Origin of the sequence: Streptomyces caeni, from assembly GCF_042678285.1 — a bacterium.
Lineage (GTDB): Bacteria > Actinomycetota > Actinomycetes > Streptomycetales > Streptomycetaceae > Streptomyces > Streptomyces caeni.
Map to the genome: position 1 here is coordinate 1 of NZ_JBHUDX010000144.1, position 12,626 is coordinate 12,626.

Annotated in this window: 7 protein-coding genes and 2 pseudogenes; 3 read left to right on the plus strand and 6 right to left on the minus strand. The window is 71.6% G+C overall.

Annotated elements, in window-relative coordinates; genetic code table 11:
* Positions 1-225: 225 nt before the first annotated feature.
* Positions 226-435 (minus strand): annotated as a pseudogene (locus ACFSL4_RS36490) (MocR-like pyridoxine biosynthesis transcription factor PdxR); the annotation flags it as partial.
* Positions 436-486: 51 nt separating this feature from the next.
* Between ACFSL4_RS36490 and ACFSL4_RS36495 the strand changes: the two are divergent.
* Together ACFSL4_RS36495 and ACFSL4_RS36500 are read left to right on the plus strand one after the other, a co-directional pair.
* A complete protein-coding gene (locus ACFSL4_RS36495) occupies positions 487-729 on the plus strand; it encodes a transposase (RefSeq protein WP_381092374.1) in 243 nt (80 codons plus the stop codon).
* A 70-nt stretch (positions 730-799) separates the two neighbouring features.
* Complete coding sequence (locus ACFSL4_RS36500) at positions 800-1,426, plus strand: ATP-binding protein (RefSeq protein ID WP_381092375.1); 627 nt, start codon at positions 800-802, stop codon at positions 1,424-1,426.
* Between the two features lie 15 nt (positions 1,427-1,441).
* Here the strand turns inward: ACFSL4_RS36500 and ACFSL4_RS36505 are convergent, their stop codons facing one another.
* Positions 1,442-2,413, minus strand: coding sequence for an AraC family transcriptional regulator (locus ACFSL4_RS36505; RefSeq protein ID WP_381092377.1), 972 nt, complete (start codon positions 2,411-2,413; stop codon positions 1,442-1,444).
* 769 nt (positions 2,414-3,182) lie between these two features.
* Here ACFSL4_RS36505 and ACFSL4_RS36510 point away from each other — a divergent pair.
* Complete coding sequence (locus ACFSL4_RS36510; RefSeq protein WP_381092379.1) at positions 3,183-3,575, plus strand: alpha/beta fold hydrolase; 393 nt, start codon at positions 3,183-3,185, stop codon at positions 3,573-3,575.
* A gap of 149 nt (positions 3,576-3,724) precedes the next feature.
* Here the strand turns inward: ACFSL4_RS36510 and ACFSL4_RS36515 are convergent, their stop codons facing one another.
* The 4 genes and pseudogenes from ACFSL4_RS36515 to ACFSL4_RS36530 form a co-directional block, all read right to left on the minus strand.
* The gene (locus ACFSL4_RS36515) at positions 3,725-8,704 is read right to left on the minus strand and encodes a DNA repair ATPase (RefSeq protein WP_381092381.1); all 4,980 of its coding nucleotides are present in this window, start codon (positions 8,702-8,704) and stop codon (positions 3,725-3,727) included.
* A 75-nt stretch (positions 8,705-8,779) separates the two neighbouring features.
* Entirely contained in the window at positions 8,780-10,846 is a 2,067-nt protein-coding gene (locus ACFSL4_RS36520; protein ID WP_381092382.1) for a flotillin family protein, read from the minus strand.
* 581 nt (positions 10,847-11,427) lie between these two features.
* Positions 11,428-11,727 (minus strand): annotated as a pseudogene (locus ACFSL4_RS36525) (cation:proton antiporter); the annotation flags it as partial.
* A 408-nt stretch (positions 11,728-12,135) separates the two neighbouring features.
* Complete coding sequence (locus ACFSL4_RS36530) at positions 12,136-12,597, minus strand: CBS domain-containing protein (RefSeq protein WP_381092384.1); 462 nt, start codon at positions 12,595-12,597, stop codon at positions 12,136-12,138.
* Positions 12,598-12,626 lie beyond the last annotated feature (29 nt).

The window sequence follows — 12,626 nt, forward strand, 5'->3', positions numbered from 1 at the left end:
TCCCCCGCCGCGGGTGCCGCCCCGGCCGCCTCGGCGATCTCCTGCCTTCGCCGAAACCCGACAGGCCACTGCTCCCACGGAATCCCCGCTCCCACGGAATCCCCGCTCCCACGGAATCCCCGCTCCCACGGAATCCCCGCTCCTGTCTCCGACCAGCGGAAACGCAGCGGAAACGCATCAACGACGCCCGGAAGGACAACAGCTTCTGAAGATCCCCGAATAGCCGCCGATCCGGGAAACGCACTCCGAGACGCTGCCCGTGTAGCACACCTGATCGGCCAGCAGTGCGCGCAGCGCGGGCACCGGAGGCCGGTCGTAGCGGTGTTCCGCGTCGTAGTCGTCCTCCACGATCAGCCCGCCGTCCTCTGCCCAGCGCAGCAGCTCGCGGCGGCGTTCACCGCTTGTCACCACTCCGGTGGGGAACTGGTGGGCCGGTGCACCTTCCCTCCTACGGTGGAGACCGTGACCGGAGGGACAGCCGGGGTCATGGCATCCAGGAAGCGCGTCTACGACGCCGAGTCCCGTGAGGGGGCGGTACGGATCGTGACGGAGACCGGGAGGCCGATTCCGGAGGTGGCCGAGGATTCGGGCATCCATCCCGGGTCACTGCGCAAGAAGTCCGACCCCGGCGACGCGCAGGAGATGGGCGGAAGACGTCGACAAGCGCGGAACGCCCGGTTGGTTCGTTACCCGGATGACGTCCCGCGTCGACCGGATAGCAGTGCCTGAGAACCGGATCTACTCTCGCAGGCAGTGGAGGCTCGTCTGAAGCCTCACGAGTTCTTGGAGACGGGGAGCCATGGCAAGGTGGTCGGAGCCCACCGCAGACTGGGTCTCGCCGAGCGACGAAGAGGCGCCGCAGGTGCTGACCGCGGTCGCAGCACGCCACGGCCACGGTGTCGGCCAGGCCGGCGGACCAGGCCACCTGCCCGGATTGGCCCACCAGGCCGGGTACGTCACCGGCGCGGGCGACGAGGTCATGGACGACCCGACTGTGGTCAGGCTTCCCGCCTCGCTGACGGGCTCGCCGCGAAGCCGCACGTACTCCTGTCCGGTGGCGCATGTGCCCGAGGCCGTCGGCACGGTGCGTCGTCGGGCCCACACGGTACTCACCGCGTGGGGGATACCTCAGTCCGCTGTCGAAGGGGCAGTCCTGGTGATCTCCGAGTTGGTCACCAATGCCATCATCCACGCCTTGCCACCAGCCGAGCTGCGGCTGTCTGTCGGTGGCGTCAACGGGTGCGGCACGCTTCGGGTCGAGGTCACCGATGCCGGCGCGGCACTCTCGTCCGGTGAGACGGGCAGCCTTCCGGGCCATGGGGAGCACGGGCGGGGGAACACCGTCGTCGACGCTCTGACTGTCCGGCACGGCACCCGCAGCGGCGCCGGCACGGTCACCCGGTGGGCGGACCTGCCGACCGCCTGAAGGGGACCGGCAGGCTCAGCGGCGCAGCGTTTCCGAGGGGGACTCTCCGAAACGCTGCCGGTAGGCAATGGAGAAGCGGCCGGAGTGGAAGAAGCCCCAGCGGAACGCGATGTCGGTGACGGTCGTGGTGCCCGGGTCGGAGGCGGTCAGCTCGGCCTGCGCCCGGCCAAGCCGTACGTCCCGCAGATAGCGCAGCGGAGTCGTTCCGAGGTGGCGCTGGAAGCCCTCCTGGAGCGCGCGGACACCCACGCCCACTGCGGTGGCGATGTCCTCCACGGTGAGGGGCTCGGCGGCGTGTGCCTCGATGAGCTCCATGGCCCGCCTGACGGCAAGCGGGGCGACCCGCGGCTGCTCCCCGAGCAGCGCCGGGCTGTAGTTGCTGGACTGCGCCAGCAGCAGCTGCGTCATGAGCAGCCCCTCGAGTTGGGCCACCATCAACGGCTGACTCGGCATGACGCCGTTGTCCGCCTCCTTCCGGAGGAGGTCGACGATCCGCAGCCAGGAACGGGAGGCAGGCAGCGTCAGGTCCATGCCCAGGTGGAATGTGATCGGCCTGCGTATGGGGCGGGCCAGCAGCTTGCCGAGGTGCGCTTCGAGTGCGGAGCGGTCGACCCATACGATGAGGCTCGCGGCGGCCCAGCGCATGGACAGATCCTCGGTCGGAGACGGCACGGAGGCGAGTTCGGGTGTGGACACGATGTGCTGGTGTCCGCAGCTCACATCGGCCGTGCCGGCCAGCGGGATCTGGACGAGGAAGAAGGTCTCCAGCGCGCCGGGGGTGATACGGACCTCGGTACCGTAGTCGAGGTAGTAGAGGCCGGTCCGGTCGAAGGCCACCGCGTGCAGGCGGGCATCGAGCTGTGACCCGCGTTCCGCCAGGTTCAGGCCATGCGGACAGAAGACGCGCCCCACCTCGCCCCGGGCCTCGTCGAGGTCGTGCGTGTGGAACCGCTCGTGAGTGGCGAGCGGCAGCAAGTGCGCAGGCATGGCTCCTCCACCGTCGGCGTAGTGTCCCGCGTCACATGAGTGGCGGCCCCATTTCGGCAGATGCGACTTCAGGCAAGTCCGGTAAATGGTATCAAGGGCGGATTGTATGGGGTGAATTCTGTTCCATGAATTGGGTCTGTGCAGTAATCAGAGTCGTTTTCATTTGGTGAGTCGCGCGTGCCGGAGTGGGGGTGGCAGGCAATGAGCCTTGTCCGTCCGCACGGCGTCGGTCCCCGTGCCGGTGGACAGCCCGGGCACCGACGTCGAGGCGACGACGGCCCGCTCGTCGGCGGCCCGTCCGGGGCGGGCGACCGCCACAGGTCGCGGTGACGGGGCCGGCGGCGGAACTTGGGCGCATGCTTCGGCCTGGGACGCGGACAGACCGGCGGCACGGTCCTGGGCTGTGGCCCAGTCCGCGAGTTCCCGGCGTGTGGCGCCGCCACCACCGCTTCAGCCAGGTGCCGCCCGCCTGGATATGCCCGGAGGCGAGATCGGAGAGCACCTGCGGGACCACCGCCACCAGGACCGGCAGCACCACCGCCGACTCGAAGCCGATGCCGAGCGGGTCCCCGGCCGGCCGGTGTGGGCGCTGCGGAGGACGGGGCCGGGCCATGTACGCCCGGCGGGTCTCGTCCAGCTTCTCCACCCTCATCGACGGTTCGCCGCTCACCGAGCTTTCCCAGTTCGCTGAGAAGCGGACCGAGCGAGGCAAAGAGCGTTGCCGGTCGTTCCAAGAACCCCCATCGGTGTCTTCTTGATCGATTGCTCGTTGTTGTGGGATCGCGAGGCCGCCATCGCGCAGATCGCCGGCCTGTACGCGACCATCGGCTCGAAGACCTACGAGGACGGCGAGCGCGAGCGCCGCCTCGCGCTGGCGACCCAGGCATACGACCGCGCGAAGAACCCCGACGGGGGAACACGCCAGGTGACCGCTGCCATGATCGCCCCTGACCGCAGGAAGAGCCTCCAGGAACTGACGCTCCCGGCGCTGGTGATCCACGGGGCCGAAGATCCACTGATCAAGATCGCCGGTGGCGAGGCGACCCACGCCGCGCTCGCCGGCTCGACGTACCTGCCGCTCGACGCCATGGGCCACGACCTGCCCGCGCCGCTCCTCGGTCAGATCGCCGCGAGCATCGCCGAGAACGCCGCGCGCGCCTGACGACCCGCTTCCCAGCCCTGGGCCCTGGCGGCTCGGTGTCCTCCAAGACGGCGCCCATGGGCTGGGCAACGGAGTTCCAGACGTTCATCGGTCCGCGCGCGAGTGGCAGCAGCCGCGCCCCTCGCCCGTCGACAGCAGTAAGGACACCATCACCGCTCCTTCGGCCCAACCGGGTGTCGGGCGTCGGGGTTCGCAAGCAGGGGGCGGGGGCCTGCGGCGCGGGTGATGGCGGACTCGACGGCCGCCACGCGGTCGGCGAGCAGGCCGAGTGCGGCGACGACGGGGGTTCCCTCTGCCTGGGCGAAGCCGAGGGCCCGGGGGAGGGCGAGGGGGTCCTCCGCCGGACCGCGGAGGGGCTGGGCACGGGCGTAGGCGGCCTTCAGCTCGGCCCAGCGCCCGGCCTGCCGTGGGGTCAGGGTGCCGCGCAGTTCGGCGAGTTTCAGCAGGCCGGCCTCGGCGCCGCTGGTGAGGGTCTGCGCCTCCGCGGTGAAGTGGTCGTCGATGACGGCGGCGAGTTCGGCGTCGTTCATGACGGGCTGGATGCGCTGGGCGATCTTGTTCATGGTGCGGTAGGAGCCCTGGAGCCGGAAGGGCGGCTCGGTGCGCGTGGTGTCGGACTGTGCGGCGGAGGCGATGTAGGCGGCGTTGACCGCGAGGACCGTCTCGCGCGCGGTGAGCAGGTGCCGCAGCACGGCGACGATGCGCTCCGCCTCGGCGGGGGCGTAGGGGTGTACGAGGCGGTCGGGGCGGGCCGTGGGGTCCTGCTGCGCGAGCCGGATGAAAAGGTCGAGGTCGCGGCGGTCACGGCCGGCGAGCGGGGCGAGCACCGGGTTGGAGGTGAGCGCGTTCTCCAGGAAGCTGAGCGCGAAGACCTCCTCCTTGCCGGTGAGGACGTCGCCGAGGTTCCAGACGTCCGCGCGGTTGGCGAGCATGTCGGGGACGCGGAAGCGGGCGCCGGACTCGGTGTAGGGGTTTCCGGCCATGCAGACCGCGAAGCGCTTGCCGCGCAGGTCGTAGCTGCGCGGTTCGCCGTCCCACACGCCGTCGATGCGGCGGGTGGCGTCGCACAGGGGGATGAACCTCTGCAGCAGCTCCGGCGAGGTGTGCTGGATGTCGTCGAGGTACAGGAGGGTGTTGTTCCCGGCCGCGAGCGCGAAGTTGATCTTCTCGATCTCCTGGCGGGCCGTGGCGTTCGGGGCCTCGGCCGGGTCCAGCGAGGTGACCGTGTGCCCTAGGGCCGGGCCGCTGACCTTCACGAGCATCAGGCCGAGGCGGTCGGCGACGTACTCCATCAGGGTCGTCTTGCCGTAGCCGGGCGGGGAGACCAGCAGCAGGAGGCCGCCGGTGTCGGTGCGCTTGGTCTCGCCCGCGGTGCCGAGCTGCCGGGCGAGGCTGTCGCCGACGAGCGGGAGGTAGACCTCGTCGATGAGGCGGTTGCGGACGAAGGACGCCATGGCGCGCGGGCGGTGGTCGTCCAGGCGCAGGCGGGTGCGTTCGGCGGCCACCAGCGCGGTACGCCGACGCAGATAGCCGCGGAAGGCGGGGACGTCCCGCTCGTCGAACCGTTTCGTCCGGGCGAGGAACTCGTCGATCCTCAGGCAAAGGCGGCGGTCGGTGATGCGCGGGTGGGTACCCAGCAGGTTCCCGGCCGAGGCTGCGAGTGCGGCGTCGGACTCGTAGCGGGTCAGCTCCGGGCACACCTCGGCGGCCACCGCCTCGGCCAGGTCCCCGGCGGCGGCGTCCGTGCCGGTGGAGGCCACGAAGGCCGACAGCCATGCATCGGCCAGCTGGCGGCGCGCCGCGAGGTCGTCGAGTGCGGCGAGGTCGTCGTCGTAGGCAGCGGTGCCCACCGTACGGCGGAATGTGCCGAGCAGCGTGCGGGTGGCGGCGCTGATGACGAAGCCGTCGGGTCCGGTCGTCAGCTCGTCGAAGAGGTACGCGGCCGCTGCGGACGCGGGCCGGTCGGCATCCGGGTCCCATGCGGCGATCGCCTCCGCCAGTTCCTCCTCCAGGTCGCCGATCGCGGGCGCCAGGCCGAACGTGTCCCGGGCCCGGGCCAGGGACACGGCCCGCCGGGTCCACGTCTCGCGCGCCTCGGCCGTGGTGCCGTGCGCCCAGTACAGCTGGGCGGCCGCCCGGGCGGCGGGTTCGTGGCGCAGGGGGCCGGCCTGCTGGTGCAAGGGCAGGAGGGCGGTCAGGATCACGGTGGCGTCGTGGTCGTGGACACCGCGCTCATGGCCCTCGTCGTACGCCTCCTCCGCGGCCTTGCGCACCAGGGCGGGGAGATCGGCCTCAGCGAGGGCGGTGGGGCCGTACTCCCTCAGCAGGCGGGCGGCGAGGTGTTCGGCACGGTAGACCTCCGGTGACTCGGAGGGCAGGTGACGGTCCCAGTACCGGCGGGTGGCGGCGAAGCCGGGGTCGGTGACGGGCGAGCGGTAGTCGGTGCCGGTGAGGACGAGGTCGAGACCGTCGCCGTGCGGGACCAGGGTGAGGTCCAGGGGCTGGGTGGTGACGGCGAAGCGGTGGCTGCCCAGCCGGAGGGTCCGGCCGTCGTCGGCGTACAGGTCGGTGCGGTCGCGCAGGGCGCGGGCCGCCTCCTGGCGGGCTGCCTTCAGACGGCCGTCCAGCTCCTCGGCGTGTACCGGGTCGCCGAGTCCGCGCAGTTCGTCGGCGGTGCGGCGGACCTTGGCGACCATGGGGTCGGAGGCGAAGTAGGTGCTCACCGCGTCGGCGTCCGCGAGGACGGCGGCGCGCCGGGCGATCGTGTCCAGGACGCGGGCGGCGGACGCGGCGAGCTGCTCGGCGCGGCGGGCGCGGGCGTCGAGGAAGGTCTGCTTACGGGCGGAGAACGCCTCGTGGACCTCCATGCGCTTGTCGGCGAGTTCGCCGAGGAAGTCCTCGAACTCCGCGAATCGGGACTCCAGGTCCTCCAGCCGCACCAGCATGCCCGTGAGCTGCTCGTCGCAGGCATCCGGGCCGCACGCCGACGCGAGCGCGCCGGCGACCGCCTGGCCCAGCAGCGCGAACTCGGCGGCGAACTCGGCGCGCCCCTCGCTGTCGCGCAGGCTCCGGCGGCGGGCGTCGAGCAGGGCGCGGGCCCGGTTGACGCCGCCCAGCACATCGGCGATGCGCTCCAGAACGGACGTGCGCACCGTGGCGTCAGCGATGTCGAGGCCGGTGACGACCTCGGTGACCGTGCGCATCGTGTCGGCGAGGCCGTCGAGCCGGGAAGCGACGGGCCCGGCCTCGGCCGCGCTGCCGATCGTCTCCGCGTCGGCCACAAGACGTTCGATGTCCTCGTGATGTCCGGCGAAGGCGTCCTCGCGGGCCAGGAAGGCCACGGCGCGCTGCCCGAAGGAGGCCAGGTCCGCCTCGGCCTGGGCGGCGAGTTCGTCGATGCGGGCGGTGTCGGCGTACCGCATCTCCTTCAGGGTCAGCAGATGCCCCTGGGCGTGGCGCAGTTCGGTCAGACCGGCCACCCAGGCGGCCGCGCCACGCGGCGCATCTCCCCGCAGCCGGCGGACCACCGCCGCCAGGCGGCCGGCGGCCTCGTCGAGTGTGCCGGCGGCCTGGCGGGTCAGCGTCTGAACGGTGCGGAACTCGGCGAGCACCTGTTCGGCAGTGGCGCGCACGGCGTCCAGCGGAGTGCGCAGGTCGCCGAGTCCGGGCTCGCCGAGCCAGTGGTGGCTGTCGGCCGCACGGATGCAGGCGGCGACCAGCGCCTCGTACACCTCGACCGTGGGGGTGGTGTCGGCGACGGCGCGGCTGATGGACAGGCAGTCGGAGATGCCGCGCACGAGGTCGGCGTTGCCGACGCGGCCCATGGGGTCCGCCCCGCGTGAACGTGGCCGAGGGCTTGGGGAGAGGCCGCTGCCGGTGGCGGCGGCGTACGTGTCGGCGACGTAGGGGGACGTCCACTGCTGGAGCGGGTGCACGCGGGCGGGTTCGTCGCCCTCGGCCCGCAGCAGCGTCAGGGTGCCGTCGTCGAACAGGGCCCATCCGTGGCAGGGCAGCGGGCTGGAGACCTCCTTGCGGATCGTGTTGTACGACAGCAGCAGGCCGCGCCCCTCGGCGCGCGCGTGGAACGCGAACAGCACGTCCTCGCCGTAGGGCGAACGCACCTCCCGCTCGAACTCCAAGCCGGCCGCATCGAGTTCATATGTCTTGTGGGTGCCCGTGGCCAGGCAGTAGCCGCCGGGGAACACGATCCCCTGGTCCTCGGGCAGGCGGCGGCACGCCCGCCCGATGCCGTCCAGGCGCACCACGGCCTTGGTGAGGGTGTTGAAGACCAGGTAGCGGTCCGTGTGCTCCTTGTAGGGGCGGATCCTCAGCAGGATCAGGGCCCCCACGCGCGCGTGCGCGATGTCCGCGTCGGCGAGTGACTGCAGCGGCTCGTCGACGGGCTCGCTGTGGATGCCCCCGTCCGTCTCGGTGTCGTCGTCCGTCTTGACGGTGAGGGCGCCGCCGACGGTGGAGACGAACAGCTCGCCCCGTACGGAGACATGCGGGTGACGGCCCAGGACGTGGTCCTCGCGGGTCGTCTCCGTCCATGCGAAGTCGTGGGAGGGCGGGAGCACGTGGTCGCGCTCGCCGCGCGCGTCCAGGAACGTCGCCTGTCCGTCGTCGGTCAGTGCCCAGCGCAGCACCCGGATGTCGTCGGGCTTCTCGCCGGTCTGGAAGACGGCCAGCAGCCTGCCGTCCGCGCGGCGCAGCCGGAGCAGGCGGGCCTGGCGGTAGTAGCGGTGCAGGGCCGCGAACTCCCTTATGAAGCCCGGGTCGTCCAGCAGTCCGGGCACGGCGTCGTCGGGCAGCCGGCTCAGGTCGCGGCCGTGCAGCGCCAGGACGTCGCCCACCGTCGGCCCGGGCCGCGTGCCGTGGTAGCCCAACAGCAGGAAGTCCCCGACCGCGACGACATCGCGGGGCACGCAGGCATGCTCGGTCCGCAGCCGGGCGGTAGCGGTGAGGCCGAGCCGTGTGGCACCGAACTCCTCCACGCGGCGGGCGTTGAGGCGCTCCACACGAGCGGCGAGTTCTGCGGCCTGTGCGGTGAGCCGGTCGCGCAGCACCTCGTACGTTGCGGTGTCGACGGTGTCGGTGTCGTACGAGCCCGTCTCCGGGGCGGTGGCCATGGATCGTGCGTCCCTTCCACGAGGTCGGGGCCGGAGCTGCCGTCCCCTGCGCGGCAGCTCCGGCACCGCGGTTCATCAGGCTCGGACCGTGCCGTTGAGCGCGGTGAGCGGGGTGTCCGCGAGGCCCAGCTCCCCCGCGCGGTCGAGCAGTTGCTGCACCCGTCCGGAGTGCGTGCCGCCCGCCTTCATCAGCTTCATCAGCAGCGCGGAGACGGTGAGGTTCTGCATGTCGGCCGTGGTGACCGAGCCGAGGATCCGGCTCAGGTCCTCCGTGAAGCTGGATGAGCCGTCCAGCCAGGGCCCGGCCAGTGCCTGCGCGGTCCGGGAGTGCTCGACGAAGCCGTCGACGCCCTTGCCGAGCGTGATGGAGGACATCAGCCGGTCGAAGAAGACCGACTCGCCGCCGACGATGTCGATGTCGGCGTTCTCCAGACCGGTGGCGAGGACCGTGGCCTGCGCCTCGGCGACCTGCCGCTGGACGTCCAGTCCGGCGAGCCGGATCTCCTTCTCGGCCTGCAGCCGCAGCCGGTACTCCTCGTGTCCGCGGGACGCCTCGTCCAGGGCGGCCATCGCGGCCGCCTTCTCGGTCAGGCCGGCCGCCTCGGCCTTGAGCTTCTCGCCGATGGCCGCCGCCTCGGCGAGGGCCTTGGCCTGCGCGCCCTCTGCCTCGGCCTTCAGCCGTGCCTGGGTGCCCTCCGCCTCCGCGCGCATCCGGGCCTCGGCGGCCACGGCCTCGGCACGACCGGCCTTCTCGATGACCTCGGCCTCCTTGCCCCGGACCTGCACGGCCGCAAGCCCCTCGGCGGCCGCCTCGGCCTGGACACCCTCGGCCAGCCGCAGCTTGGCCCGGGCGTCCAGATCGGCCGTCTTCAAACGCGCCTCCGCCAGGGTCAGTTCCTCCGCCGCGCGGTGCGTGGCGGCCTGCTCGGCGGCCTCGGCGGCCTTGATGTCCTTGACCAGCTTCTCCTGCGCCTCGGCCTCCGCGGCGATGACCACGGCCTGCCGCTGCCGCTCCGCCTCCTCCACGGCGCGCAGCTTCTTGATGGACTCCTCCTGCTCGGCGACCGTACGGTCGACGGCGACGCGCTCGCGGACGACCTCGGCGATGTCCCGCTTCTCCGCCTCGACCTCCTTCTCGGCCGCGATCCTCGTCAGCTGCGTCTCCCGCTCCCGCGCGATCACCTCCAGCAGCCGGTCCTTCTCGATGCGCTCGTTCTCCACGGCGATGACCCGCTCGCGGTTCTTCGCGGCGACGGTGACCTCACGGGCCTGGTTCTCGCGCTGGACGCCGAGCTGCTCCTCGGTGTGCAGGAACGCGCTCTGCGCGCGCAGCCGTTCCTCCTCCACGACCCGCGCGGTCTCGGCCTCCTCGCGGGCGCGCGAGGTCTCGATCTCACGCTTCTGCTTGATCTCGGCGTCGGCCTGGCGGCGCTCCAGTTCCAGGATCGCCTCGCGGGCGTCGACGTTCTGGCGGGTGATCTCCTTCTCCTCGGTGCGCTGGGCCTCGTTGGTGCGCACGTGCTCCACCACGGTCAGTTCGGTGATCTTCCGGATGCCCTGCGCGTCCAGGACATTGGCCGGGTCCAGCTGGGTCAGCGGCGTCTGCTCCAGGTAGTCGATTGCCGCGTCCTCCAGGTGGTACCCGTTGAGGTCGACGCCGATCACCTCGATGATCCGGTACCGCAGCTCCTCGCGCTTGGTGTAGAGGTCGGTGAAGTCCAGCTGCTTGCCCACGGTCTTCAGCGCTTCGGAGAACTTCGCGTGGAACAGCTCCTGCAGCGTGTCCCGGTCGCTGGCCCGCGCGGTGCCGACGGCCTGGGCGACCTTGATGACGTCCTCGACCGTCTTGTTGACCCGTACGAAGAACGAGATCCGGATGTCGGCGCGGATGTTGTCCTTGCAGATCAGTCCCTCCCGCCCGGCCCGTGTGATCTCGATCGTCTTCACCGAGATGTCCATCACCTCGGCCTTGTGCAGCACGGGCAGGACGACCTGACCGGTGAAGGACACGTCGACCTTCCGCGTCTTGGAGACGATCAGCGCCTTGCCCTGCTCGACCTTGCGGAAGAGCCGCGAGACAACCGACAGTGCCACGACGGCGAGAAGCAGGCAGGCGGCGGCGAGCACGCCGATGACATCCATGGCATACGTCCTTGAGGCATGAGGAAGGTGGAGTGGGAGGCAGGGCAGTCGGAGGCGGGGCAGGGGCGCCCCGGCAGAGGCGTGCCGGGGCTCAGGCGGTGTGATCGCGCAAGGCCACGGGCGCCGCCGGGCCCGGGGACCGGGCACCTGCCGGTACCCGGCACCGGAACCATCCGCAGTGCTCCCCGCACCGCATGATGCACGGCTGTGGCCCGTTCCCGCATTGCCGGTACCCGGCAGCGTTCAAGGGGGTCTGCATGCCGGTGAGCCGCTGAGAAACCATCAGCGGGCCATCACGGTTCATCGACGGCCTCTCTGCGGTCGCCGCGACGTGGGCCGCCCCGCCGAACGAGCCGAAGGCCTCGGGCCGCGCCTGCCCCGGGCCCACGGGCTGCCGTGGCCGAAGGCGTGCCGCCCCGTGCCGGAGCCGAGCACCGTCAAAGAGCGTCGACCATGTGTGACGTCCTCGATCCGTGCCGGTGGTCCGGCCTCCGGCTCAGGCGAGGGCGAAGCAGCGCAGCCACACGTAGGCCAGCGAGACGGCCACGGTCACGCCGGTCACGACGAGGCCGTACTTGGTGAACTGCCAGAAGCGGCATGCCCAGACCCAGGGCCCGGGCCGGGTTCCTCCAACTGGCCCGCAGCTTGGGCAGCGAGACGTGCATGCCGTCGGTGAACAGCACCGCGAACAGGGCCAGGCCGGCCGTCACGGACACGATCCCGCTGTCCGGCGTGATGTGGATCAGGCCGAGGAAACCGTCGCTGACGAGCGCGCCACCGACCAGGAAGAGCAAGGAGGTGGAGAGCACCGTCCGTGCCGCAAGGCCCGACAAGAGCACCGCGATCAGCAGTGCGACGCCGAACACCACCACCAGCACCATGGCCAACGCCCCGATCGGAAGAGAGAAAACCGTTCCCTGCTCGCCGACCAGGCTTCCCGGCACACCGGGGGAACCTCACCTGCCCTTGGCGCGTCTTTGACAGATTGTTTGTGCGTACTGCCCGGGGCGGACATTGCCGGATCCCGGCAGACTGCGGGCCGACGGCGACGCCGCGAGGCGCGGGTGAGCCGACTGGCGCGGCGGGGCCGCCGCCACGATTGGTCCGGGCACGCATCGGATCGCGTCGCCGCCGGTCGCGCGGCGCTGCCGCGCGGTGCGGTGATACCGACCCCGGCGGTACGGACCCCCGGTGGTACGGACCCCCGGTGGTACGGACCCTGGTGGTACGGGCCCCGGTGATCGCCTCGCACACGCCCGGCCGTGCGCCGCACCGGCGGACCGCCCGCGTCAGGAGGCGGCGCTCAGCAGCCGCTCCAGCAGATGGGAGGCGGTGATCACACCCAGCAGCCGCGGGCCGGCCTTGTCCGTCTCCACGACCGCCACCAGCGGGCTGCGGGCCCGCGCCATCAGCGCTGCGACCTCCAGTGCGGTCGCGTCCGGGTCGGCGACCGGTGGAACGGGGTCGCTCTTCGAGAGGCAGTCGCGGACCGAACGGCCTGCCAGCGCCTTGCAGAGCTTGTCGGCGTGGCGTTCGTCGACCACTGCGGCGAGCGTCGGATCGTCGATGACGTACGCCGGCACCAGGATCTTGATCATCTGTGAGGCGGGCAGGACCGCCGTCGGCGCGCCGTCGTCGTCGACGACCAGCAGGGCGGGCAGCCGGTGCCCGGCCATCAGCCGTGCCGCCGCCATCGCCTCGGTGGCGTGACTTACCGTCTCGTATTTCACTGCCAGATCACGTGCCCGCACGACCGGCTCCCGTTCTGCTGAGTGTCCCG